General features: G+C 49.1%; 16 protein-coding genes. 12 read left to right on the forward strand and 4 right to left on the reverse strand.

What is annotated here, in order from left to right; translation table 11 throughout:
• The first annotated feature begins 143 nt into the window (after nt 1-143).
• On the forward strand, nt 144-1,928 hold the full coding sequence (locus tag ACTIE6_RS01360; RefSeq protein WP_439554914.1) for a RagB/SusD family nutrient uptake outer membrane protein: 1,785 nt from the start codon (nt 144-146) through the stop codon (nt 1,926-1,928).
• A gap of 61 nt (nt 1,929-1,989) precedes the next feature.
• Here the strand turns inward: ACTIE6_RS01360 and ACTIE6_RS01365 are convergent, their stop codons facing one another.
• The 3 genes from ACTIE6_RS01365 to ACTIE6_RS01375 are packed head-to-tail and all read right to left on the reverse strand — an operon-like array spanning nt 1,990 to nt 3,497.
• Complete coding sequence (locus ACTIE6_RS01365) at nt 1,990-2,970, reverse strand: HipA domain-containing protein (protein WP_439554915.1); 981 nt, start codon at nt 2,968-2,970, stop codon at nt 1,990-1,992.
• A 1-nt stretch (nt 2,971) separates the two neighbouring features.
• Nucleotides 2,972-3,292 (reverse strand): HipA N-terminal domain-containing protein, encoded by a 321-nt coding sequence (locus tag ACTIE6_RS01370; RefSeq protein ID WP_439554916.1) that lies wholly within the window; start codon nt 3,290-3,292, stop codon nt 2,972-2,974.
• Entirely contained in the window at nt 3,270-3,497 is a 228-nt protein-coding gene (locus tag ACTIE6_RS01375) for a helix-turn-helix domain-containing protein (RefSeq protein ID WP_439554917.1), read from the reverse strand. Before ACTIE6_RS01375 ends, ACTIE6_RS01370 begins: the two co-directional genes overlap by 23 nt.
• A gap of 384 nt (nt 3,498-3,881) precedes the next feature.
• Here ACTIE6_RS01375 and ACTIE6_RS01380 point away from each other — a divergent pair, with 384 nt between their 5' ends.
• From ACTIE6_RS01380 to ACTIE6_RS01430, 11 genes are all read left to right on the forward strand, one after another.
• Entirely contained in the window at nt 3,882-4,442 is a 561-nt protein-coding gene (locus tag ACTIE6_RS01380) for an RNA polymerase sigma factor (protein WP_439554918.1), read from the forward strand.
• A gap of 97 nt (nt 4,443-4,539) precedes the next feature.
• Nucleotides 4,540-8,655, forward strand: coding sequence for a two-component regulator propeller domain-containing protein (locus ACTIE6_RS01385; RefSeq protein WP_439554919.1), 4,116 nt, complete (start codon nt 4,540-4,542; stop codon nt 8,653-8,655).
• Between the two features lie 185 nt (nt 8,656-8,840).
• The gene (locus tag ACTIE6_RS01390) at nt 8,841-12,029 is read left to right on the forward strand and encodes a SusC/RagA family TonB-linked outer membrane protein (RefSeq protein ID WP_439554920.1); all 3,189 of its coding nucleotides are present in this window, start codon (nt 8,841-8,843) and stop codon (nt 12,027-12,029) included.
• A gap of 14 nt (nt 12,030-12,043) precedes the next feature.
• Complete coding sequence (locus ACTIE6_RS01395; RefSeq protein WP_439554921.1) at nt 12,044-13,645, forward strand: SusD/RagB family nutrient-binding outer membrane lipoprotein; 1,602 nt, start codon at nt 12,044-12,046, stop codon at nt 13,643-13,645.
• A 3-nt stretch (nt 13,646-13,648) separates the two neighbouring features.
• Nucleotides 13,649-14,995, forward strand: coding sequence for an aryl-sulfate sulfotransferase (locus ACTIE6_RS01400; RefSeq protein ID WP_439554922.1), 1,347 nt, complete (start codon nt 13,649-13,651; stop codon nt 14,993-14,995).
• 106 nt (nt 14,996-15,101) lie between these two features.
• Entirely contained in the window at nt 15,102-15,710 is a 609-nt protein-coding gene (locus tag ACTIE6_RS01405) for an RNA polymerase sigma factor (RefSeq protein ID WP_439554923.1), read from the forward strand.
• A 117-nt stretch (nt 15,711-15,827) separates the two neighbouring features.
• The gene (locus tag ACTIE6_RS01410; RefSeq protein ID WP_439554924.1) at nt 15,828-16,958 is read left to right on the forward strand and encodes a FecR family protein; all 1,131 of its coding nucleotides are present in this window, start codon (nt 15,828-15,830) and stop codon (nt 16,956-16,958) included.
• Between the two features lie 206 nt (nt 16,959-17,164).
• Entirely contained in the window at nt 17,165-20,485 is a 3,321-nt protein-coding gene (locus tag ACTIE6_RS01415) for a TonB-dependent receptor (protein WP_439554925.1), read from the forward strand.
• Between the two features lie 27 nt (nt 20,486-20,512).
• A complete protein-coding gene (locus ACTIE6_RS01420) occupies nt 20,513-21,952 on the forward strand; it encodes a RagB/SusD family nutrient uptake outer membrane protein (RefSeq protein WP_439554926.1) in 1,440 nt (479 codons plus the stop codon).
• A gap of 33 nt (nt 21,953-21,985) precedes the next feature.
• A complete protein-coding gene (locus ACTIE6_RS01425; RefSeq protein WP_439554927.1) occupies nt 21,986-23,998 on the forward strand; it encodes an FAD-dependent oxidoreductase in 2,013 nt (670 codons plus the stop codon).
• Between the two features lie 20 nt (nt 23,999-24,018).
• Nucleotides 24,019-25,680, forward strand: a complete 1,662-nt coding sequence (locus tag ACTIE6_RS01430) for an FAD-dependent oxidoreductase (protein ID WP_439554928.1) — start codon at nt 24,019-24,021, stop codon at nt 25,678-25,680.
• Nucleotides 25,681-25,759: 79 nt separating this feature from the next.
• Here ACTIE6_RS01430 and ACTIE6_RS01435 read toward each other — a convergent pair whose 3' ends face one another.
• The gene (locus tag ACTIE6_RS01435) at nt 25,760-26,020 is read right to left on the reverse strand and encodes a hypothetical protein (RefSeq protein WP_439554929.1); all 261 of its coding nucleotides are present in this window, start codon (nt 26,018-26,020) and stop codon (nt 25,760-25,762) included.
• Nucleotides 26,021-26,207 lie beyond the last annotated feature (187 nt).

Genomic DNA, 26,207 nt, shown 5'->3' on the forward strand with positions numbered 1-26,207 from the left:
TGTACAAATGGACACGCGATACGGATGTTACAAACATTTACGGGTCCGATCCTGACCTCAGCGGCGGTACTTCGGGCGACGGTTACAACTACCCGATGCTCAAAGCGATATCAGTAGGTCTGACACTTAACTTTTAATCAGTTATGAAAAAATTTAAATATATAAGCAGCACACTGGCCCTCTCACTTCTGCTGGTAACCAGCTCGTGCGACCTGAATGAAGTCCCCGTGGACACTGCGACCAATGAAGCCGTTTTTGGCTCAGAAAGCGGTCTGGAACTGTACAGCAACTCTTTTTACGATCTCCTGCCCAATACCGACGTAGGTGTTTTTCAGGACGATGATGTTTCTGATATCGTGGCGAGGAACGGGGTGGACGATTACCTGGCAGTAGGCGCATTGAGCCCGATCACCAGCTCAGGCTGGGCGCTGGATAACTGGCGGCCGCTTCGTAACATCAACTATTTCATTGCAAATACGGAGAAAAGCACGGTGGGCACCAAGAACCATTACCTCGGTCTTGCCCGCTTTTTCAGGGCTTACTTTTACTTTGATAAAGTGAAGCGCTTCGGAAACGTGCCCTGGATCGAAACTCCGATCGACGTAACGGATATGGAAAAGCTGAATGCGCCCCGTGACGATCGTTTCGAAGTAATGGACAAGGTTTTGGCTGATCTTAATTTTGCGATTGAAAACATTACTTTAACTTCTGATCCATCTGTTACCCGCATTACCAAAAACGTAGCGCGCGCTTACAAAACGCGCATTTGCTTGTACGAAGCGTCATTCCGCAAGTACCACACCAGCTACAACAAGCAGGCAACTGCCAAAACTTGGTACCAGGAAGTGATCAAAGAAGCCAATGCGATTACCGGCTTCTCACTGCACCAGGGCGCGTCGCTTGACAGAGCTTACCGCGAAATGTTCATCGCGCGCACGCCCTATACCGACGAGACCATTCTGTCCGTCGCATTAAGTGCGAGCCTGCAGATTTACAGCTCGGCCAACCGCCGCTTTATCAGTCCTACTTACGGCAACCGCCCTAGCCTGACCCGCCGGTTTGTCAACACTTACCTCAACCTGGACGGTACACCCTTTACAAGCAAGGCGGGATACCAGACCACACCGTTTGTGGAGGAGGTTAAAAGCCGTGATTTGCGTTTAAAACAGACGATCCGCGTGGGTGATTATACCCGGACAGAGAATGGCGTACCTGTGATTGCTCCGCCTAACTTTTCACAAACGGTAACGGGTTACCAACCTATCAAATGGTCTTTCGATGAGCGTTTTCCTTACGACGACGAGAGCCGCAACGACAATGCGCACATTATTATGCGCTGGGGTGAAGTGCTGCTGAATAAAGCCGAGGCGCTGGCAGAACTGGATCTGATGACCGCCACAGAATGGACCAATACCATCGGCGCACTCCGCAAAAGAGCTGGTATCACTGGCGCTACACTGACCACGGTACCTACTGTTGCAGATCCGTACATGATCGCGTTTTTCAATGGCAAGTTTACCGATCCCGTGCTGCTGGAAGTGCTGCGCGAGCGTGGTACCGAAATGGTTTTCGAAGGACTTCGCCGTGACGATCTGATTCGTTGGAGACTGGGTGACCTGTTCCAGAAAGCGACGATGAATGGAATTTACGTAAGCAAATTGGGGGAACAAGACCTGAATGGCGACGGCAAAAACGATGTATACTTTTACCAGGGTACCAAGCCTGCTTCCACCACGCCGGGTATCGCATTTGTGGACGTAAGCCCGTCGACCGCAGCGGGAAGGTTGCAGCTTTCGGGCGGCACTTCCGGTGAGGTGATCTGGAACCGGGGTCCGCGTGAATGGGCAGACAAGAAGTACCTCTACCCCATTCCCGAAGCAGACCGCATCAGGAACCCACAACTGGGGCAGAACCCGGGCTGGCAATAACAGTTTACCATTTTCTTAAACAAAGCGGGACCGCACGAATGTGCAGTCCCGCTTTGTTTGTTTATCTTCTGCTCAGACGTGAATGTCTGTCTCTAACAATATTTGAATAATTGCTTTTGCTCTCCTCCGACAACCTGGAACCTGCAATGAACTTCATCGCCTGACTTTCAAGATCGATAAAGGTATCGAGAATCCCGGTTGCCCTTTTCTCGGCTATTCCGAGGCGCTGGGCAAAATCGATAAAGTCTGGCCGGCCGTAATAACCATTTGCAGCGTAAAACTCCGTATCCAGACAGCCTTCGTAAAGCTCCAATGCAATATCGGTTTCATAGGGTGTGTGCAGCTTGGTACTCATCAGATCGTATGCGGGTGTAAGCCTGTACTCGCCTGATTCATGTTGTATTAGGGAGAAATTTTTGAGGTGTGCATCTCCATTGCCCACTATGTAATTGAATACGACCAGTCTGAAAAGTGCTTCAAGCGCTGGCGGCGCGGCGGCTACGTATTTGCGGATCAATGTTCCAATTTCCTCGTAGGTAGCATCGTACTTGTAATTTTGTCCGTTGGACGCGGTAGTCCTGTTCAAAAGCTGGGCGAAATCCTCCTGCTGGTATTTCTTCCCGTCGGTTTTCAAATCAAACCTCCTGGTAATGTAGGCAGGCTTGCCATCATCGAAATAGATGAGCGCATTCGCAGCTGTACGGATTTTGAAAACCTGCTCGGCGATCTGCATGGTAAGATGCTCGTTTTCGGGCGCATCTTCAATGGCAGCCAGCTGAGTGGAAGGCGGCACCGGCTTCACAATGTATTCACCCTGATTTTCGGTCAGTACCAATGCTTTCTCCTCTCGGCGCAGGGAATATTTAAGCTGTACGCCCGAAATGGAAAGCCGCGTGGTGTGTTTCAGATAATCCGGGAGATTGTCAGGTTTGGGCGCAGCATACGAAAGGTGCGCGGCGATTCTGATCCCGTCGAAAAGCCTTTTACTGCATTTGGGACAAAAATCATATTTCGATTCCCGATAGCACGCTGCACACTGCATATTATTCAGGTTTAACGGTGATAGCCCCGATCGTGTCATCGCCGGCTGTTAAAAGCAATCTTTTAAAATGGTCATTTTCATCAATCCGCAGCGCACGGCATTGAATATCCTTGTTGACCCCCTCGGCTAAAAGGCCAAAAAAGAAGGCAAACAACGCTGCTGATTGATGGACCCGCGCACTTTTAGGCAAAGTCAAACTGATTGCTGGCTTTGACGGATCTGAATGGTAGCCTGCCTCATACTCAAAGGTGTACCGGCCACTTTGATCCTTATCCAGAAACCCGGCTAATATGCCATTGTTATAAACGAGCCCCCTCATCATCTGTAGATCTGATTGCTATTTGAAACGTCATACCTAGTACCCCGAGCAGCTTTTCCAGCGAAGCCAGCGACGGATTTCCTTTTCCGCGCTCGATGGTATACAGTGTTTTGGCAGTTAAATTTGCCATTTCGGCGGCGTCTTCCTGCTTCAAACCTAGATCCTGCCTACGGGCAGCAATAGATCTTCCTAATTCAACCCTGTTCATCGGTATTATGTTACGTATTTTACAATATTAACGGAAAATTTAGTCATTTGAAAGCTAAATCGGTAGTATAATTCCGATTTTACTAAATTGGGCTAGCTACCTGATCTTTTTACAGGATCATTTCATTAATCAGAAATATAATACCGAATTCTAATAAATGCTTTTACCAGTAAGTCATCTGATAAAGTAGTATTTGGCAGCAATCCGGTAAAAACAACTACCGTTTCAATCTTTTTAACAAGTGCCGGGCGTATGTTACTATCATCAACAACGCTTACATGACACCTTTCACCCGCGCGATTTTCCGCTGCCAGCTCTCCGCAGCTCACCTCAAACCTGCCCATTCCTGAAATCCGTTTCCTGCTTCGGCCGGATTGCTATTCAATGAAAAAACACGATGTGAGTTTTTCAGAAACGGAATTGGTAGCGCTTCTTAAAGCTGGTAATAATCCGGCATTTAAGTTGCTGCACGATCGCTATGCGCCTGCATTGACCGAAATTGTATATAAGATCATCAGAGACGAGCACCAGGTGGACGATGTCGTGCAGGATACCTTGTTGAAAATCTGGATACATATCGGCAGCTACCAGAAGGAAAAAGGGACACTTTTCACCTGGATGCTCAATATCGCCCGCAACACTGCGATTGACAGGCTGCGTACCAATCTCAAATTCAAAAATCATGTGGGCTGGGAAACGGTTGGCGAGGCAGATATTATCACGCTGATCATTTCCAATCCACGCCTGAGCGCCACTGAGCTGAATGCGTATGTGGAGCGGCTTACAGATAAACAAAAGCAGGTGATCGAGCTGATCTATTTTCAGGATTACACCCACGAACTCGCCGCTGCCCAGCTGGGAGTTGCATTGGGTACCGTCAAATCGAGGGTCAGAAGTGCTTTAATAGAGATCAGGGAAATGCTGTCGGAAACGCCCGATCACTGATTTCGCAAGATTACAATAGGTCCGGGCTTCCCATCCACACACATCGAAGTTGTGAGATATGTATTATATTGGTTACTAAACTCAATGATACTGCCGGATGTGGGGAAAAATCCTCTTCTTTTTCTTAGTTCTTCTTACCCTGACCTACAAGTCTTCCGCGCAATCTACCCCCTACCGGTTTATGAAGCTCGACGCGGCCAGCGGGCTTTCCAACAACCAGGTTACCTGCTTCTTGAAAGACAGCCGTGGCTATATGTGGTTCGGTACCATTTCGGGCCTCAACCGGTACGACGGCAGGAATGTGCGTGTTTTTAAAAATGATATCCGCGATTCCAGTTCTGTTCAGAACAACCACATTATCAAGCTTTTTGAAGATCCGCATGGCCGGGTTTGGGTCACTACCATTGAAGGGATCAGCATTTTCGATCCGGAAAAAGAATGTTTTATCCGGAATACAATGCAGTATGTCCGCCGCTTTGGACTTGCCGATGCGGCTGTTTCTGATATCGTGACAGACGCGCGCGGGCAATCCTGGTTTGTTCACGATTCTTCGGGGATCTACCTGTACCGAAAGGGGCAGTCTACCCGGCATTTGCATTACCGGCACGCCGACAACCGGATCGCGGCGATCAGCAGGGACAAAGAGGGTAACATGTGGGTACTGCACAGGAACGGGATACTGGATCAGATTGACGGAAAAAATCACCGCCTCCTGTACCGGAATGCATTGCTCCGGGAGCGGAATGCAGGTCAGGAACTACCTTACAGCATAACAATCGACAAAGACGGGGATCTTTGGATTTACGTGCTCCGGGCTAACAGCGGTGTCCATTATTTCAATGCGAAAACAAAAGCTTTTACCTACATTAATAAAAACACACCCGGCTTAAAGCTCAACTCCAACATCATCCAGGGGATCGTAGAGGGGAATAACGGGCTGATCTGGATTGGTACCGATCACGGCGGGATCAATATTCTGGACAAACAAAAATGGCAGATCAGCTACCTGGTGCATGATATCGACAATAAAAAGAGCCTGAGCCAGAATACAATTAACAGCCTCTACAAAGACGATAGCGGCATAATCTGGACGGGAACTTACAAGGACGGGATCAATTACTACCACGAGAATATTTTCCGCTTCCCCATTTACGAGCAAAACCGCTCCCAGGCGGCGAGCTTACCTTTCAACGATCTCAACCGGTTTGCAGAAGACGAAAAAGGGAATCTGTGGCTGGCTGCAAACGGAGGCGGGCTGATTTATTTTGACAGACAGAACGATACATTCAAAACGTACCTGCACAAAGCCGGTGACCCCGGTTCCATTGGCAGCAATGTGATCGTAAGCCTTTTGATAGACAGTCAGAAAAAGGTCTGGATCGGCACTTACTACGGCGGGCTCAGCTGCTTTGACGGGAAAACATTCAAAACATACCGGCATAATCCGGCTGATAAAAACAGCATTGCAGACGATAGTATCTGGGAGATTTTCGAGGATTCGAAAGGACAGCTCTGGATAGGTACATTAAATGGCGGCCTCGACCGGCTCGACAGATCGACGGGTATATTCACCCACTTCGCCAGTGGCGCGCCCAATTCCATTCACGCGAGCTATGTGAGTGAGATCAGGGAAGATAAGTCTGGCAAAATATGGATTGGGACTTCTTATGGATTGGAACGATATGATTACGCAACCAACCGCTTTGCGCATTTTCTGAGCAATGCAAAAAGCGACAGCGCACTGAGCAACAATTTGGTACACACCATTTTTGAAGACAAAAGAGGCCTGCTGTGGATCGGCACGCACGAGGGATTGAATCTGTATGACCAAAAACATAACAGCTTTCGCACGCTCAGAAAAGAAAACGGGCTGCCCGACAATACCATTTTGTCCATCACCGAGGACCGGCGGGGCAATCTCTGGCTGGGTACTACCAACGGGCTCAGCAAAATGCAGGTATCCGGCACCGACGGCGAATTGGAATTCAGCTTCATTAATTACGACGAGTCCGACGGATTGCAGGGGAAAGAATTTACCGAGAATGCCGCATTGACCACCCGCTCGGGCGAGCTGATTTTCGGGGGTTCAAAAGGGTTCAACCTTTTTGATCCCGAGCTTATCAAAACCAGCAGCAGAACACCGCAGGTAGTACTTTCCGATTTGTATCTGTTTAACAAAAAAGTAGGTATTGGTAAGGAAACAGACGGATCGGTCATTCTGGAAAAAGCGCTGAGCCGCAGTCAGGAGATCACGTTCAGGCACGATCAGAATGTGATTTCCATTGAATTTTCGGCACTGAACTTTTTTCATCCCGATAAAAACAGGTACCGCTACCAGCTGGAAGGTTTTGATAAGGACTGGATCACGCCGCTTGATAAATCCGGCAGGGCAACTTACACCAACCTGGACCCGGGTACCTACGTTTTCAAAGTAACTGCCTCCAACAATGACGGTGCCTGGGCGGAGCGTGGCGCAGCGCTGAAAATCGTTATTCTGCCGCCCTGGTGGCAGACCTGGACGGCGGTAGTGTGTTACATGATGCTGCTCGCGTTGATTTTGTATTTGTCAAGAAGAGAGATCCTGCGGCGGGAACGGATCCGGTTTGAGCATCAGCAGGAAAGGAAAGAAGCCCAGCGCATGCACGAGCTGGATCAGATGAAAATCAACTTTTTCACCAATGTAAGCCACGAATTCCGCACGCCGCTCACGCTGATCCTTTCTCCGATTGAAAATATGGTGAAGGAAACTGACGAGCCACGCAGGCAAGGCCAGCTCAACCTGATTTACCGCAATGCAAAAAGGCTCCTGAACCTGGTTAACCAGCTGCTCGACCTGGGTAAGCTGGAATTTCAGGAAATGCGCTTTCATCCGCGGGAAAGTGATATTCTTAGGTTCATCCGCGAGGCTACCTTCTCGTTTTCAGATTTGTCGGAGAAAAAACATGTAAAGCTCAGCTTCGAGTCGCAGGTGAAGGAGCTGGTGACGCTTTTTGATGAAGATAAGCTGGAAAAGATCCTGTTTAACCTGCTTTCCAATGCATTCAAGTTTACACCCGAAAATGGGACCGTAAAGGTGACCACCAATGTCATCCATAATTCAGACCAATCCAGATTTTTGGAAATCAATGTAATGGACACGGGGATCGGTATTCCTGCGGAAAAACAGGAGAAGATCTTCGACCGCTTTTTCCAGAATGAGCTGCCTGTGAGCATGGTCAACCAGGGAAGCGGCATCGGACTTTCCATTACGCGGGAGTTTGTCAGGATACACGGCGGCACGATCACCGTTTCGAGCGCGCCTAATCAGGGCAGCTGCTTTACCGTCACACTGCCCGCCCCCGATCCCGGTGAAATCAGGCCCGAACCGAAAACAATGCCAAGCCCGGCAGCTGCATCCCTCATCACCGAACAACCGGCAGATTTACCTCCTGCACGCGCCAAGATCCTGCTGGTGGAAGACCACGCCGACTTCAGGCAATATTTGAAAGAAAACCTTTCAGAGAACTTCCACATACTGGAAGCAGCGGACGGAAAGGCAGGATTGAAAAGCGCATTGGCAGAGCTGCCAGACCTGATCGTGAGCGACGTGATGATGCCTGAAATGAATGGGATCGAGCTTTGCCGCAGACTGAAAGAGCATGCTGCTACCTCGCACATTCCGGTACTGTTGCTCACTGCCCGCAATTCGGAGGAACAAAAACTGGAAGGTTACCAGACCGGCGCGCAGGATTACATTGAAAAACCCTTCAATTTTGAGATACTCCAATCGAAAATCAAAAGTTTGCTCAACCAGCAGAATGCAGCCCGCAAGGCTTACCGCCAGCAGGTCACCATCAAAGGAAAGGATGTGGCGATCAGCTCGCTCGACGAGAAGCTGATCCAGAAAGCCATCGAGGTAGTTGAGAAGAATATGGCCAATCCGGATTTTTCAGTCGAAGCTTTCAGCAAGGAACTGGGCATGAGCCGCATTCATTTATACCGGAAACTCCATACCCTGACCGGCCAGTCGCCCGTCGATTTCATCCGCACGATTCGCCTCGACCGGTCACGTCAGCTTCTGGAACAGAGCCAGCTTACCGTTTCAGAAATCGCTTACCAGGTCGGGTTTAACAATCAGAAATACTTTGCCAAACATTTCCGCGAGAAGTTCAACGAGCTGCCTTCTGCTTACGCGAGTCGTAAAAAGAGCAGTGCTGCGCCGCCTGCGCTTTGACAAATGTTACATGCGGCAGGTAACGCCTGATAATGCAATATGTAACATTTGGATACCCGGTCTGCATGCATTATGTAACTAGTTTTGCATCTAGGCGCAACAAAACAATGTACTGTAATCTTCACGCTCAGCAAATTACTCTTTCTAATTTCTATACCCTTGCAAAATTATCTACTAACAACTCTATGAAAAGAATTTCTCCTCTCATTCTTTTTCTGCTTCTCGCCTTCCAGGTCCGCGCTCAAAACGTGACCGTGAAAGGTTTTATCAAAGATGCAGAAACCAACGAGCCGCTTCCGGGCGTTTCGGTACTCGTAAAAGGCACTAACCAGGGCACTGCTTCGGGCTCCAACGGTAATTACTCCATTGATGTACCCAGCGGTGGCGTGCTTACTTTTTCGTTTATCGGCTACGCGCCGAAAGATGTTACAGTGGGTACGCAGACTACCATTGATGTTTCTTTGAATGCAGATACGCAGGTGCTTTCCGAGGTAACTGTAACTGCGCTCGGGATCAAACGCGAGAAGCGGGCACTGGGTTACGCCGTGTCCGATGTAGGCGCGGAGAATATCGCCAATAATGGGGAAACCAATGCAATCGCCTCCATTGCCGGAAAGGTTGCGGGTGTTAATATTTCCTCTACCACGGCTGGCCCTACGGGTTCGAGCCGCGTGGTAATCCGCGGAATCCGGGAATTGCAGGGCAGTAATCAGCCTTTGTATGTGATTGATGGTGTGCCGGCGGTCAATGGTAACATCGGAAGCGCAAGTCAATGGGGCGGGTTCGACCTGGGTGATGGTCTTTCCGACATTAACCCCAATGATATCGAGTCCATTTCGGTACTGAAAGGATCGGCGGCGGCGGCATTGTACGGAAGCCGGGCATTGAACGGGGTGATTTTGATCACTACCAAAAGCGGTAAGGCAAACAAGGGAGTTGGTGTGGAGCTGAACAGCTCATTTACTTTGGATGAGATCTCTACCCGCATGGACGAGCGCCAGAAAACGTACGGACAGGGAAATGACGGCGTTTTCCCGACAGATCCTTTGCAGGCAAGAAACATTACCAGCAACTGGGGACCCAAGTTTACTGATTTTGAAACCATTACCCAGGCAGACGGCACAGTGCGCCCCTACCGGTATATGGACGATAATATTCAGGATTTTTTCAGAATGGGAAGAACGGCGATGAACACGATCGCAGTTTCGGGCGGCAAAGATGATAACACGGTCAGGATGTCGTACTCAAATATCACCAACACGGATATTGTACCAAAAAGCGGTTATGACAAGAACATTTTCGCGATCCGGGCTACTTCGAAGGTTACCAGCAAGCTTTCGGTAGATGCCAAGATCAACTATATGACGGAGAAAGTGAAAAACCGGCCGGCTTTGACCGACGAGGTAAATAACATCGGAAATGGTTTGCTCGGTCTTGCTGCCAACTTTGACCAGGCCTGGTTACAGGATTATACCAATCCGGACGGCACTTATAAAAACTACACGGGCAACATTTACCGCTCGAATCCGTACTGGACGCTCAACAAAACCTTCAACAGAAGTACCAAGGAAAGAGCGGGCGGCTACCTGAACATGAACTATACATTCAATAGCATGTTCAGCCTCAACTTGCAGGCAGGTACCGACTTTTTTACATTCAACCACGAGAATTTTTACGATAAATACACGCCGGCTTACGACGGAGGCGCATTGAACCAGCTTTCGATGAATACGAACGAGACCAACTTCCAGGGTTTGTTCAATTTCAACAAAGACCTGGGGAAAGACTTCAAGATTTCGGCGATGGTGGGCGCTAACCTGATGAAGTACCGCAGCAAGGGAAACAATATCAGCGCGACGCAGATTATCCAGCCGGGAACGGCCAACCTGGTCAATTTTACAGAGAAGCTGATCCAGCCTTTTGACAACCGCAAAGAGATCCAATCGGTTTTTGCCAGTGCGCAGCTGAGCTTCCGCGAGTTCCTGTTTCTGAACATGCAGGGCAGAAACGACTGGGCCTCCACCCTTCCTCCTCAGAACAATTCCTTCTTTTATCCTTCCGTCGACGCGAGCTTTGTGGTAACAGACGCATTCAAGATCGAATCGCCGGTACTTTCTTTTGCCAAGATCCGGGCTTCGCTGGGACAGGTGGGTAGTGATTTTGATCCTTACAAAACCACTTTCGCGTACAGTCTGACAGGCCGCTCGATCCGCGGGCTGCCGATGGGAGAAATCCTGGGCGGTTCTATCCCGAATGCAAACCTGAAACCGCAGATCAAGACTTCTTTTGAGTTGGGAACGGATATCCGCCTGTTCCACGACCGTATCGGACTGGACCTTACCTATTATGATGAAGTAACCAATGACGTTTTGCTGGATATCACCGTACCAGAAACGACGGGCTTCAACACGGCTTCACTGAATGCAGCCAAGCTGAGAAACCGCGGGGTGGAAATCCTTTTGAACACCACGCCGGTGAAGCTGGACAATGGTTTTCAATGGGATTTGTCATTGAATTTTGCAAAAAATGTCAACGAAGTAGTCGAGCTGAGCGACTTGCTTGAAACCTTCACCGTAGCGGAAGCGCGCTGGGCTGGCGCGACGATCATCGCTGAAAAAGGTAAACCTTTCGGAACGATCGTGGGAAATGGGTTTTTGCGCGATGCGAATGGAAACCGGGTATATAACAGCAGCAACGGAGAGCCGCTCCCGACAGCGAGACCGATCGCATTGGGCAACACGCTTCCCGACTGGACAGGCGGGGTGATTACGTCGGTCGGTTACAAAGGACTGCAACTGAAAGCGGCGTTTGATGTGCGCGTGGGCGGTGATCTGTTTTCGATGACCAACATGACCATGCACATGAACGGTTCTCACGCCAATACGGAAGAAGGCCGCGAGGGCTGGAATGCATACCAGCGCGAGCGCCAGCTGGCACAAGCCGCCGCGCAGGCAGCAGGCCAGGAAGCTAACCTGGATGATCCCGCAAGTCCGTACTATGTGGACCGTGCCAACAGGGGCTTTATCGGCGAGGGTGTAAACCAGGAAGGAGCGCCGAACACGATCCCGATCAGCCCTGCGGCTTACTGGCAGAGCATTGGTAACAACATACCTGAGCCTTTTATTTACGATGCGAGCTACATCAAGCTGCGCGACCTCGGGCTTAACTATACCTTTTCAAGCTCACTGCTGAAAAAGACGCCTTTCAAAACGATTACGCTCGGTGTGATCGGACGTAACCTCTGGATTATCAGCAAAAACACGCCTAATATCGACCCGGAGTCCAACTACAATAACGGCAATGGACAGGGCTTTGAATACGGCTCTCTGCCGGGCCGCAGAAGGTACGGTTTCAATCTGGTAGTGAAATTCTAAACAAGACATTGAACATGAAAAAGATCATATATTCACTGGCGGCGCTTGCTATGCTCATGCAGGGCTGTACCGAACATTTTGAAGAATTAAACAAAAATCCCGCGGGCTTTTCCACGATCTCCCCGGGCGTGCAGCTGACCAAGGTGCAGGCTGATCTGTCGGGCCAGCGCGAAGATGTGTGGCGCTATGACCTGGCGATCAGCTCGCCGCTGGTGCAGCACCTGGCGGGATCCTGGTGGACGCAGCACGGGGGTCAGTACCGTATTCTGGATAAAGGTCAGTGGTATACTTTGTGGGAAACCACTTATCCCCGCGACCTTAAAAACATCCAGGACCTGATCAACCGGACCAATAACGATCCTGCAAACGTCAATATCAATTCGGCAGCCCGGATTTTGCGGGTGTACATTTTTTCAAGGCTGACAGACCTTTACGGAGATATCCCCTACTCAGAGGCGATTAAAGGGTATACAGACAAGATCTTTTTACCCAAATACGATACGCAGGAAGAGATCTACAACAGCTTTTTCAGTGAACTGGATGCGGCTGTGAAAGCAATGGATGCAACCAAAGGAACCGTTCCTGGCGATGCATTTTACGATGGTAATGTGGATAAATGGATGAAATTCGGCAACTCGCTGCGGTTGCGCCTTGGCTTCCGGCTTACCAAAGTGAAGCCCGACCTTGCCAAACAGCAGGTGGAAGCGGCGATCGCAGGTGGTGTAATGACGGACAACAGCTATACCTGCATGATGCGCCACGAATCCATTAACTATACTTTCGGTGAAAACCGTGGTAATGGCCGGTCGCAAGTATTCCAGGCAGATGTTTCTTCCTCGGGTTTCAGGCTGGCGAATACTTTGGTTGACTACCTGAAAGCGACCAAAGATCCGCGTTTGTTCATTTACGGTGGCACTTACCTGCCTGTGAATGGCAGCGAAGCTATTGACAACAACAATAACCTCGACATTACCCCCTACTTGCAGGAAGGTCTGACTTACGGAGGTATGTCATGGAATGTGTGGATGCCGGATCAGACGATCAAGCTGGCTTCGGGGCAGAGCGTGGTGGTACCTACTGCTTACCGCAGAATGCAGCCCAGCAAATATGTAGCCGCATTCAATGCACCGTTTTTTCACCTGACTTATGCAGAAGTGGAGCTTCTGCTTGCCGAAGCTGCTTCACGCGGCTGGGGCGGACAAACCAATCCGCAGGACCATTTTATGAAAGGTATCCAGGCGGGATGCGAAATGATGAGCAGCTATCCCGGCGCGCCCGCGATTACACAACCTGCTATTGATGCATTGAAAGCCAATTACGCCGCTTTCCCAACAACGCTGGACGGTCGGATGAAGGTGATCCACGAACAGATGTGGGTGAATTTCTTCCTGAATGGAAGTGAAGCCTACTCCAATTTCCGGAGAACGGGTTACCCCAAATTAGTGCCTTTTACTTCGGTAGACTGGTACACTAGCGGAACCAATGGTGTGATACCACGTCGCTTTTTCTATCCTGAATCGGAGGCTGTACAAAACCCGACGAATTATACCGAGGCAATCGGCAGGATCGGCGGCGCAGACGACTGGCTGAAAAGAGTTTGGTGGGACAAAGAATAAGCTATGTTTAAGAAATTCAATCTTTACTTATTTGTCGCTCTTGCAGGAATTGGTTTTTCCTGTGAGAGCGATAATGCCGATGTAACCCCGCAGGTTCAATCCGCCACGGTTTTGAACAGCGGCATAGCTGCATTAACGGCCAGGGTCAAGTTTACCTTGTCCAAAGAATCGGAGGCAAGCGTGAGGTACTGGCCTGCTGCGGGGAGTGAAGGCAATGCGGCCTCGTCACCAGTTTCCTCATCAAAAAAGAGCCACTCAATCGCACTTTTTGAGCTCAAAGAAAATACAGCCTACAACTACCAAATTATCTCGAAAGCAGGCGACGGAGCGGAACAAACTGGCGATGTAAAAAGCTTTACCACAGCCGAAATGCCCGCCTGGCTGAAAGCGTATTATGATGAAAGCAAAAACAGTATCCGGGAAAATTTGCCGGGATATTACTTCCTGGTGCCTTCTACCAAACCCAATGGGCTCGTGATTCTTGATAAGAAGGGCAAAATCGCCTGGTACTGGTCGCCTCCTGCCAAATACGTGATCAAAACGGCGCGTTTTACACCTAAACATTCGCTGCTGATCCTGCTGGACGAAAATGCAACGCCGATGGGAGATGGTAATATTATCCTTGAAACATCGCTGGCCGGAGATACCTTGTCCTATTTTAAAATGGGTGAAAAAGGTTTTGATAAATCAGTTCATCACGATTTTCAAATGGACAGCAAGGGAAATATTGTGGCAATCACCAACGAGTTTAAAGACAATTTGCCAGGTGACGGTATCCTGGTGCTCGATAGTCAGGGCAATAAGATCTGGTCGTGGTCTACCTTCAACGAGCTGACCAGCATTGACCCTACGAACTATGCGCAGCCCTGGGGAAATTCACTGGTGATTGATAAGGATAACAACTACATCATCTCCCTGCGCGCACTTTCGCAGGTATGGAAGGTCAATGCAGTTTCGGGAAAAGTAATGTGGAAGTTGGGTAAAAACGGGAATGTTAAAATGCCGGCAGGCTCTGATTTCCTCTTCCAGCATTTTGCGCACCGCAATGCAAACGACGAAATCATGCTTTTTGACAATGGATCCGCCGCCAGACCAAGCTCCCGGGTGCTTTCATTTAACCTGAATGAAATGACATTGGAAGCAACCAGCAAGATCCAGGCTACGCTTTCTCCTGATCTCTATTCGGCGATTATGGGAAGTACCATGATGCTGCCCGACGGAAATATCCTCTCAGGCAGCGCCACCAATGGAAAGCTGATCAAAACAGACCCGACCGGCCGCGTGATCTGGACCTTACAAGCTTCAAACCCCATTTACCGCGCGGAGTATATTATCAATCCTTTTCGATAATTGGCCCTGCACTGCTTGCCAGAAGAGATGATCGTGCTCTTTTTCAAAGGAATATTGTGATTTACAGGTTATTTATCATTATTTTGGATAATAAACCGAACTCCTGATGAAAATAGCATTACCCCGACCCGAAGTGCCCGACGACCAAGCGTTGTGGCAGCGGTTTATTGCGGGTGATGTAACTGCATTTGATCAGCTGATGTCCTCGCACTTCCGCGCGCTTTTCCATTACGGGAGCAAGTTTTCAAGCGATAAGGAGTTTGTCAAAGACTGCATTCAGGACCTTTTTCTGACACTTTGGGAAAAACGTCAGAACCTGAGTTCCGATATTGCTGTCAAACCCTATATGATGGCTTCGCTGCGCAGACTGATGCACCGTAACATCACCAGCAAGTCGCGACTTTCAGACGAACCTTTTGATAACCAGGAGGGTACATTCGAAATTGAGTTTTCTGTGGAGCAGGAGTACATTGACAATGAATCCACTCTTGTATTAACACACAAGCTAAAAAAGCTGGTAGACGAACTGCCGCGCCGCCAGAAAGAGGTGATTTACCTGAAATTTTTCCAGGAACTGGAGCGCAACCAAATCTCCGAGATCATGGAAGTATCCCCGCAAACTGTCTCCAACCTGCTTCAGATAGCAATCAAGCAGCTTCAAAATCACTGGAAAGCCGAATTTATCGTCTTTGTACTCGCCCATTTATTTGTGTAAAAACCAGCACTAGCCTGCTTTCAAATTCGGTTTTTATCTTTTATCCAGAAATAATTTAAAATTTATTGGTATCCCGTACCTGTTTCTGTCTATCGTATCATAGACGCAATTTCTTGTATGGACCAATACCTAAATTTTGAAGCTGAGGACTTTGTCTGGGACCCGTTTTTCAGGCAGTGGGTACTCGCTCCTACGCGCGAAAGTGACGCTGCCTGGACGCAGTGGCTCGCAGAAAACCCGCAGATCCTGCCAGTTACCCGGCAGGCGCGGCAGGTGGTATTGGCCCTGCGCACAAACGAACCCGCGCTATCTGCCTCCGAGATCGATAGTATCGTTAAAAATACGGTGGCAAGAATACAGCAGACTGGCCAGGAGCCCGACACGCGCACTTTACCGCGGCGCCCGTTTTACAAGGCAGTCTGGTTCCGGTTTGCAGCATCGGTTGCATTGCTGATTGTGGCAGGCTGGTTTGTTATGCATTCAAAGCTCAATGAGCAACTACCGGCGATTGGTACACTTGGCACCGGCCCGGCGCAGGAGCAGACACAGCCGCAGCAAATCAAAAAGACAAATGCAACAGCCCACCCGATGATAGTAAGGCTTTCGGATGGCAGCCAGATCACGCTTTCTCCCAGCAGCAGCATTACTTATCCTGTCCGGTTTACAGACTCGAAGCGCGAAGTTGTGCTGAATGGATATGCATTCTTTGAGATTTCGAAAGATCCGGACCGGCCGTTTTTTGTATATGCCAATGAACTGATCACCAAAGTTCTGGGTACCAGCTTTACGATCAATGCATTTGAATCGTCGCACCAGGTTACCGTGGAGGTAAAGACCGGCCGCGTTTCGGTGTTCACCAAAGCCGGGGCTGGTTTGCAGGCAAAAGCCGGCAAGCGCGAGCAGGAAGGCGTGGTACTTTCGCCCAATCAGAAGATCATATTTGAACGTGATGATGTAAGAATGGTCAAAACGCTGGTGGAAAAACCTGAAATCATCGTCTCCAAATCGCAGGTACCCCATTTCGAGTTTGAAGATACGCCCGCCAGCCAGGCCATCGCGTCGATTGGAAAGGCTTATGGAATCGATATTATTTTCGACGAAGAGCTGCTGAACGGTTGTCCGGTCACCGCGATGTTGGATAACCAGCCGCTGCACGAGAAGCTTTCGATCATTTGTAAAGCCATTGAGGCCAATTACGAGATCATCGACGGACAGATCGTGATCCACAGCAGGGGCTGCCGGAATTAATGCAAGTACCTGGTCTTAATTGTAAACCCTTAAACCGCATTATTCAAAAAAACAGAAATTACTGACTACCAATTAAAAAGAGCCGGCAATGTTCCCGCATTACCGACTCCTGATTATTGTCCCCACATGATTGGCGTCATTTACCTCCATTACGGAGGCGGGGGCTGTTTTGCCAACTTTTCAATCTTAACAAAACAATCAAATCTATGAAAAAACCTTTAAAGTGCCGTCAGGTATTAAAGTGGACGATGCGAATAACAGCTACCCAACTCCTGTTTGCCCTCTTGTTGATAGGAACCAGCTATGCGCGTGAGGGCCGTGCACAAACGCTGCTCAGCCAGAAAATATCCATTGTTGCCAATGGAAGTGAAATAAGGAAAGTCCTCGCTCAGCTCGAAAAGCAGATTGACGTGCGGTTTGTATTCAGCTCCAAGCTGATCAACTCAACCCGGAAAGTAACTGTTTCGGCCCAGGACAAACCTTTGTATGAAGTGCTGGACCAGGTACTTACACCCCTGGGACTGCAATACGAAATTTCAGGAAAAATCATCATTTTGAAACGGCAGGGAAGCTTGCCGGATGTAAAGGCAACCGAGGGCACTGCAAAACCTGCTAAAAACATTTCCGGAAAAATTCTGGATGAAAAAGGCACTGGCTTACCCGGCGTAAGCGTGGTTTTGAAAGGTACGCAAACTGGTACTACCACTGATGCAGAAGGTCAGTTCCAGGTAGATGTGCCTGACGCTACTGCCAACGCAGTGCTGATTTTCAGCTTTGTGGGTTATCAGTCGCAGGAGATTGTGATCGGCAGCCAGTCGGCGCTGATCGTGAATATGGTACTGGAAGACAAGTCTTTGCAGGAGATTGTGGTGATCGGTTACGGTCAGGTGAAAAAGAGCGATCTGACCGGCTCGGTAGCTTCCATTAAATCTACCGAACTGAATGCATACCCGGCCACAAACCTGGTGCAGTCGCTTGCTGGTCGCGCGGCTGGGGTGTACGTTTCGCAGAATACAGGAGCGCCAGGCAGCCCGATCAGTGTTCGCGTGAGAGGTACCAACTCCATTCAGGGTAGCAACGAGCCGCTTTATGTGGTAGACGGTTTTCCATATTCAGGTAACCCGACGCTGCTTAACAATGCAGATATCGAATCCATCGAAGTACTTAAAGATGCTTCCGCAACTGCTATTTACGGTTCACGCGGGGCAAATGGTGTGGTACTGATCTCTACCAAACGCGGTAAAGCGGGCCGGATCAATGTAGATTATGAAGGGTATTACGGAATTCAGACGATCCGCAAGAAGCTCGACCTGATGAATGCGACCGAGTATGCGAACTTTTATAATGAGCAGGCAGCCAACGACGGCGTTGCACCACATTTTACGCAGGATCAGATCAATAGCTTCGGCGAAGGTACAGACTGGCAGGACATTGTTTTTCGCAAAGCGCCTGTTCAAAACCACGCGATAACTGTGAGCGGGGGTACCGAAAAAACGCGCTTTTCAGTCGCATTGAGTAATTTCAATCAGGACGGAATTGTGAAAGGGAGCGATTACGTGCGCAATGCATTGCGGGTTAACCTGAGTTCGGACCTGGGTAAGAAGTTTAAGTTTGATATCAGCTCTATTCTCAGCCGCATTGACTCCGACCGTAAGAATTCGGAGCGTGGTAACCGCGGAGGTACATTGATGTCGGCTATGCTATCGGGTTATCCTACGATCCCGGCTGTACTGCCGGATGGAAGCTATTCGAGGTTGGCAGAATCTTACGCATGGGGATCGAATGTGATTACCAATCCACTGAACTACCTGAACTACTTTTCGGACAAGATCCGCTCCAACAAAGTGCTGACCAATGCGGCCGTAACATTTGAGCCGGTGAAAGGTTTGACCATCAAAACATTGGCGGGTATTGAGAACACCGATGATAAAACAGATACCTACACTACAACCCGTTTTGTCAACTCAAAAGGTTCGGCTCGCATTGAAACTGCGCAGATCACGAGCTTTCTGAGCGAAAACACGGTCAACTATAACAAGGATTTCGGCAAGCATAATATATCGGCGGTTGCGGGTTTCACTTACCAGGATTACACTGCTACTGCATTCAGAACGGCGGGAAGCGGCTTTATCAGTGATAACCAGGAAACCTACGACATAGGTGCAGCTGCCACCCAGGAAGTACCATTCTCTTCTTACCAGAAATGGGCACTACTCTCCTACCTGGCGCGGGTGAATTATACATTCAACAGCAAAATTCTCGCGACGGTCAGCTTCCGGGCCGACGGATCTTCGCGGTACAGCGAGGGCGAGAAATGGGGTTCATTCCCTCCGGCGGCTTTGGCGTGGCGCGTTTCTGAGGAAAACTTTATCAAGAGCGTTCCTTTTATTTCTGATCTTAAAATCCGTGCGGGTTATGGCGAAACGGGTAATACCTCCATTCAGCCTTATTTTACATTAAACCAGCTTATTTCCAACCAGGTCGTTTTCGGCGACGCGCTCAACATTTACTACGCACCCGGAACAAGACTGGCTGCGCCTTTGAAATGGGAGACCACGGCGCAGGCAGATATCGGGATAGACCTGGGCATTCTGAACAACCGGTTTACATTAACAGCCGATTACTACATTAAGAACACCCGCGATTTGCTGAACAATGTAGCGCTTCCTTCTTCGCTCGGCTATACTTTCACGATCCAGAATATCGGTAAGATCCAGAACAAGGGATTGGAACTCGGCGTGAATGCAGCTGTACTTGAAGGTGCATTTAAATGGAATATCTCGACCAACCTTTCTATCAATAAAAACAAGGTGATTAAGCTGTACGGCGGCAATGATATCCTTGGACAAACGATTGGTGCGGCTGTGAACGACAATGTGAATATTCTTCGTGAAGGCTTTCCGCTCGGCTCTTTTTACGGGTATGTGGAGAAAGGTTACGACGACAAAGGTTTTATCGCCTATGAAGATTTCAACAACAACGGCGCAAGAGATACAGGTGACAAAAAGATCATCGGTAATCCTAATCCCAAGTTTACCTACGGCTTCAATTCGTCGATGTCCTACAAAAACTTTGACCTGAACATCTTCATTCAAGGTTCCCAGGGTAATGACATTTTCAACCTTAGCGCGCAGGGACAAGGTTACGATTACGGACAGGCGCTGAACATGCCGCGTGAGGTATATCTCGATCACTGGACACCAACCAACACCGACGCGAAGTATCCGATTATCCGGACCTCTTCCCAGGCGCAAATGTCAGACAGGTTTGTGGAAGACGGTTCTTACCTGCGTTTCAAAAACATTCAGCTCAGCTACAATCTGCCCGTATCAAAACTGGAATTGAAATGGCTCCGCAATGCGCAGATTTATGTGAGCGGCCAGAACCTGATCACTTTCACGAAATACTCGTGGTATGATCCCGAAGTAAATTCCTACGGGGGCGGTAACTCGTTCGTACAGGGGATCGACCATTATGTGTACCCTGCGGCCAAGACGACCACAGTAGGTTTGAGAGTTGGGTTTTGATTTTTAACAAAGCATAAAAATTTTACAATGAATAAGATATTCACCTGCTTGTTTTCAGCCGTGGTTTTCATGTCCTGCTCGGACCTGCTGGAAGAAAAACCAAAATCGCTGGCTTCGGAAAACTTCTACAATACTGCCTCAGAAGCCAGAGCGGCAGTTAATGCGATTTATGGACCAATGCGCGTCGATAACGGACTTTCCATCAATTATCCCGCACAGCTGGAAGGATTGGCCGATTACGGAAATTCACGCGGTACACAGACTGCTGTGAGCCTTTACCAAGGACTTGATAATACGAACATTAACCGTGTGGCGGTAATCTGGGATAACTTTTACCAGTCGATCCGTAATGCGAACCTGGTGATCAGCAACGTTCCGAAAGGGACCAGTACGAGCCCGGAAGAAAAGTCGAAGTTTGTTGCGGAAGCGAAGTACCTGCGTTCGCTGATCTATTTTGCGATGGTGCGTAACTGGGGCGGCGTTCCGCTTCGTACCGAAGAAAATATGACGGTAGCCGACATTCCCCGCGCCAGCGTGGAAGATGTGTACAAGCTGATCCTGGCCGATGCACTCGAAGCCGAAGCCGGTCTGCCTGATGCACCTGCCGAAATTGGAAGACCAACCAAATGGGCTGCAAAAACGCTTTTGTCAGAGATATACCTGTATCAGGAAAACTGGGCGGGCGCTCAGGCCAAGTCGAAGGAAGTGGTGGAGAGCAATAAATATTCGCTGGTGGAAGTAGCTACTTCTGAGGATTTCCAGAAAATATACGGGCCCGAGGTTGTGAATACCACCGAGGAGATTTTCTATTTCAAATATTCCCGCCAGCAAGGTTTTGGTCTGGTAAGCTACGCCCACCGCAAGACGGACAAGTATAACTACTACGGTCCGGGTGGCGTGTATGCACAGTATACTGACTCGGTCTCCAATCCGGTTATCAAGAACTGGGACGCTAAGGATCTCCGCAAGGCGCACATTCTGTACAATGTAGATATCGGTCTCGGGCCTAATTCCTGCCTGTTCCGCAAGTACCGTGACCCGGCTGCAACCGCAGGCGCAGGCAACGATTATCCATGGTACCGTTATGCGGATCTGCTCCTTTTCCATGCCGAGGCAGATGCCCGCGCCAATGGAAAACCGACTGCTGAGGGCTTGGAAAGCCTGAACAAAGTGCACCGCCGGGCATACGGGTTTAACTCCAAAGCGCCTTCCGCAGTGGATTTCAAACTGAGTGATTTTGCCGGACTTACTGCTTTTATTGATAAAGTCGTGCAGGAAAGAGGTTACGAAACCATGTATGAAGGTAAAAGATGGAACGATCTCAAACGATTGGGCATCGCCAAACAGCGGATTTTGGAGACAAAGAAAATCGTGGTAGCAGACAAGCACATGCTCTGGCCGATCCCGAACTCCGAGCTTCTTTATAACAAGGCGATCAAGCCTACCGACCAAAACCCGGGATATTGAAAATTGACAACTACTCACTAAATCAAGCATGAAATGAGAATTAAACTGGTAGCCTTTACGATCCTGACTGCCTTTGTGGCTTCCGGGTTCCGCGCTGCGCCGCGACAGGCAGCTCAGAAAGTGGATATCTGTATTTACGGGGGCACGGCGGCAGGCGTAATTGCGGCTTATACAGCCAAGAAAATGGGTAAAACGGTTGCGCTGATCGAACCTACCTTGCATTTGGGCGGCATGACCTCGGGTGGTCTGGGACAGACGGATATTGGCAATAAATATGCGATCTCAGGTCTGTCACTCGACTTTTACCGCAGACTTGGCAAGCATTACGGCAAGTTTGAGCAATGGATCTTTGAGCCGCATGTAGCTAAAAAATACTTGCAGCAGTACCTGGATGAAGCGGGCATCAAGGTGACTTACCAGCGCCGGATTGTTTCGGCAGCCAAGAACGGTACAGCAATCACTTCCATTGTTTTGGAAAACAGCGCTAAGCCCGATCCCGCCACTAATACTACGATCGAAGCCGCTATGTTCGTCGATTGTTCTTATGAAGGCGACCTGATGGCGCGCGCAGGCGTCTCCTATGCAGTAGGCAGGGAAGCAAATGCTGAATATGGCGAGACGATCAATGGCGTGCAGCTGATGACAGGCCACCAGTTTCCCGACGGCATTGATCCTTACAAAATTCCGGGCAAACCTGAAAGCGGATTGCTTTGGGGTATTTCAGATGAAAAGCTGCTGCCTGACGGAACCGGTGACAAGAAGGTACAGGCCTATAACTACCGCATTTGCCTCACTTCCGATCCGGCCAATCAGGTACCAATTACAAGACCAGCCGGATACGATTCGACGCGCTACGAACTGTTGGTAAGGCTGATGAACAAACAGCCGCAGCGGAAAACGCTCAACGATTATTTCATCTGGAGTAAAATGCCCAACAACAAGACGGACATTAACAACCGCAACGGCTTTTCCACGGACATGATCGGCACCAACTACGCGTATCCGGATGCGGACTACAAAAAGCGTGAGGAGATCATCGGGGAACACGAGGTGTATACCAAAGGTCTGCTGTATTTCGTGGGCCACGATCCGCGGGTACCTCAGGAACTCAGAAATGAAATGCTCAAATGGGGTTATCCCAAGGATGAGTACACCCACACAGGCAATTGGTCGCCGCAGCTTTATGTGCGGGAAGCCCGGAGAATGGTGGGCAACTACGTGATGACACAAGCCAATTGTGAAGGAAAGAAGGTAGTAACGGACGGTGTAGGAATGGCAGCCTACACAATGGATTCGCATAACATTCAGCGCCTTGTGGTGAATGGAATGGTTAAAAACGAAGGTAATGTAGAAGTTGGCGGCTTTGGCCCCTACCCTGTTTCTTACCAGGCGATTGTTCCTAGACCAGCTGAATGCACCAACCTTTTTGTGCCTGTTTGCCTGTCTGCCACGCACATTGCTTACGGTTCGATCCGGATGGAGCCGGTATTTATGGTACTCGCCCAGTCAGCGGCGGCGGCGGCTGTGATGGCGATCGACGGCAAAGTGCCTGTGCAAAAAGTAGATGTTGCAAAGCTGCAAAAGCAGCTGGCGGCCAATCCGCTGGTAACGGGTAAAATCCAGCACGTGGTTGTTGACAATGAAGATAGGCAGCATGTCAAAGTCGAAGGCAAATGGAATACCGGCAGCAAAGGCGGCTACGGACCTTCGTTTTTTGCTTCTGATACCATTACAAAAAGCACGCAGACTGTCCGGTTTACGCCACTAATTCCCAAAGCAGGCAAATACGCAGCTTACATTTATTTACCCAAACTGCCAGGATTGTCTTCCATTATCCCGCTCACTGTTTCCGACGGTAAAAACCAGAAGAATGTTTCGATCAAAACTGCCGATGTGCAGGTAGTAGGTCAAACTTCGGGTGAATGGGTGTTTTTGGGAGACTTCGATCTTGCTGCGGGCTCCAAAGCTTTTGTAGAAATGTCCAATAAAGGAGCAGACGGGCTTGTGCTCGCAGATGCCGTGCTGATGGTACCGGCAGTTAAATAATTTACCTAACCTTTTTGATAATGAAAAAAATAGTCGCATTTGTATTCGCAGCCCTCTTCCCCGCTTTGTTGTATGCAGATATTCAAAAAAATGATTTCGAGGCCGATGTGATCGTTTACGGAGGAACTTCGGGCGCGGTGACGGCAGCAGTACAGGTTGTTAAGCAAGGCAAAACGGTAATCATGGTATCCCCTGACACGCACCTCGGCGGACTTTCGTCGGGCGGACTGGGCTTTACTGACACGGGCAATAAATCAGTGATCGGCGGGCTGGCGCGTGAGTTTTACCACCGCGTGTACCTGCATTATGACAAGCCGGAAGCGTGGCAGTGGCAGAAGAAAGAAGAATACGGCAACAAAGGCCAGGGTACACCTGCAATGGACGGTGCCGACCGTACGATGTGGATATTCGAACCCAAAGTAGCTGAGCGCGTTTTTGAGGATTTTGTAAAAGAAAACAATTTGAAAGTATACCGCGACGAGTGGCTCGACCGCAAAAAAGGTGTGAAAATGGAAGGCGGCAGGATCGTTTCTTTCAAAACATTGAGCGGCAAAACCTTTAAAGGTAAAATGTTCATTGATGCAACCTACGAGGGAGACTTAATGGCCGCAGCGGGTGTAAAATACCATGTGGGACGCGAAGCCAACAGTGTTTACAATGAAGAATGGAACGGGATCCAGGCGGGTGTTTTCCAGCATGGACATTATTTCAAAAAGAATGTGAGTCCGTACAAGATTGAGGGTGATCCGAAAAGCGGGCTTCTTCCTTATGTATCGGCTGAACCTATCGGGAAAAATGGCGACGGTGACAATAAGATCCAGGCTTACTGCTTCCGTATGTGCCTTTCGGCCAATCCTGATAACCGCATTCCATTTGCTAAACCCGCAGGTTATGATCCTGCGAAATACGAGCTGCTGGCGAGAGTTTACAAAGCGGGCTGGTCAGAAACTTTCGACAAGTACGATCCAATTCCCAACAAAAAAACGGACACCAACAACCACGGCCCATTCAGCACGGATTTCATTGGTCAAAACTACGACTATCCCGATGCGACATACGAGCGGAGAAAGCAGATTATCAAGGAACATGAATTGTACCAGAAAGGTCTGATGTATTACCTGACCAATGACAAGAATGTACCCGACAGCGTGCGCGCCGAAATGGCAAAATGGGGACTTCCTAAGGATGAATTTAAAGATAATGGCGGCTGGCCGCACCAGATCTACGTGCGTGAGGCACGCCGGATGATCGGCCAGGAAGTGATGACTGAAAACGAGACTCTGGGAAAAAAGGCGGTGAACCAGTCCGTAGGAATGGGATCCTACTCACTGGATGCGCACAATGCGCAGCGTTATGTGAAAGACGACGGTTTTGTTCAAAATGAAGGGGATATCGGTGTGCATCCCAAGGTACCCTACGCGATCTCTTATGGTTCGCTGGTACCTAAAAAGGGCGAATGCGATAATTTGCTGGTACCGGTATGTTTGTCCAGCACGCACATTGCATTTGGTTCTATCCGCATGGAACCTGTGTTTATGATCCTGGGCCAAAGTGCAGCCTCGGCGGCGGTACTGGCTATTGACAAGAAGGTGGCAGTACAGGATGTAGATTACGCGCAGCTTCGTGCACAACTTTTGAAAGACAAGCAGCGGCTGGAATACGTGGCGCCGGCTTCAAAGTAATAATGCATTTTATTTGACTGAAAAGAGCCTTCTTGTTCCGGGAAGGCTCTTTTTACTTTAGCAACATATTTTCAATGCATTATTTTTTATGCAGCAAATCGGCCAGTTCGTCGATCAGCTCGTCGGCCTGGTCAAGGTATTGCTCCTCGTTCAGTAAACCTTGTTGGTAGGAATGCAGGATCATATCCAGATCCGCCTTGATCTTGCCGCGACGTAGTCTTGGAGGGACTACGTACTCTTTTTTGGAAGGATACTTTTCATCAAACCAGTTGAGTATCTGGCTGACGATAAAGCAGATCGTTCCTGCGACAATAAACAGTATCAGTTCAAGAAGTATCACCTGGTTACTCCGGATTATTAATGAGCTAATTGCAAGATTATAAATTTAGAAAAAGCAGGCGAAGAGTACAATTACTTTTCCAGCGCTCTTCTGACCTGCCCGGGCGAATCACCATACCATCTCCGAAATGAATGGATAAAGGAAGCGGGTTCTGAATCTGATCAGGTCACAAAAAAGCGGACGGGCC

It is taken from the genome of Dyadobacter sp. (assembly GCF_051859145.1).
Taxonomy (GTDB): domain Bacteria; phylum Bacteroidota; class Bacteroidia; order Cytophagales; family Spirosomataceae; genus Dyadobacter.

Bases quoted from the DNA above. Each gene is read 5' to 3' on its own strand.
- ACTIE6_RS01410 (WP_439554924.1), top strand. From the start codon at position 15,828: ATGGACCAATACCTAAATTTTGAAGCTGAGGACTTTGTCTGGGACCCG.
- ACTIE6_RS01420 (WP_439554926.1), top strand. From the start codon at position 20,513: ATGAATAAGATATTCACCTGCTTGTTTTCAGCCGTGGTTTTCATGTCC.
- ACTIE6_RS01405 (WP_439554923.1), top strand. From the start codon at position 15,102: ATGAAAATAGCATTACCCCGACCCGAAGTGCCCGACGACCAAGCGTTG.
- ACTIE6_RS01400 (WP_439554922.1), top strand. From the start codon at position 13,649: ATGTTTAAGAAATTCAATCTTTACTTATTTGTCGCTCTTGCAGGAATT.
- ACTIE6_RS01360 (WP_439554914.1), top strand. From the start codon at position 144: ATGAAAAAATTTAAATATATAAGCAGCACACTGGCCCTCTCACTTCTG.
- ACTIE6_RS01370 (WP_439554916.1), bottom strand. From the start codon at position 3,292: ATGATGAGGGGGCTCGTTTATAACAATGGCATATTAGCCGGGTTTCTG.
- ACTIE6_RS01365 (WP_439554915.1), bottom strand. From the start codon at position 2,970: ATGCAGTGTGCAGCGTGCTATCGGGAATCGAAATATGATTTTTGTCCC.
- ACTIE6_RS01385 (WP_439554919.1), top strand. From the start codon at position 4,540: ATGTGGGGAAAAATCCTCTTCTTTTTCTTAGTTCTTCTTACCCTGACC.
- ACTIE6_RS01390 (WP_439554920.1), top strand. From the start codon at position 8,841: ATGAAAAGAATTTCTCCTCTCATTCTTTTTCTGCTTCTCGCCTTCCAG.
- ACTIE6_RS01380 (WP_439554918.1), top strand. From the start codon at position 3,882: ATGAAAAAACACGATGTGAGTTTTTCAGAAACGGAATTGGTAGCGCTT.
- ACTIE6_RS01425 (WP_439554927.1), top strand. From the start codon at position 21,986: ATGAGAATTAAACTGGTAGCCTTTACGATCCTGACTGCCTTTGTGGCT.
- ACTIE6_RS01375 (WP_439554917.1), bottom strand. From the start codon at position 3,497: ATGAACAGGGTTGAATTAGGAAGATCTATTGCTGCCCGTAGGCAGGAT.
- ACTIE6_RS01430 (WP_439554928.1), top strand. From the start codon at position 24,019: ATGAAAAAAATAGTCGCATTTGTATTCGCAGCCCTCTTCCCCGCTTTG.
- ACTIE6_RS01395 (WP_439554921.1), top strand. From the start codon at position 12,044: ATGAAAAAGATCATATATTCACTGGCGGCGCTTGCTATGCTCATGCAG.
- ACTIE6_RS01415 (WP_439554925.1), top strand. From the start codon at position 17,165: ATGAAAAAACCTTTAAAGTGCCGTCAGGTATTAAAGTGGACGATGCGA.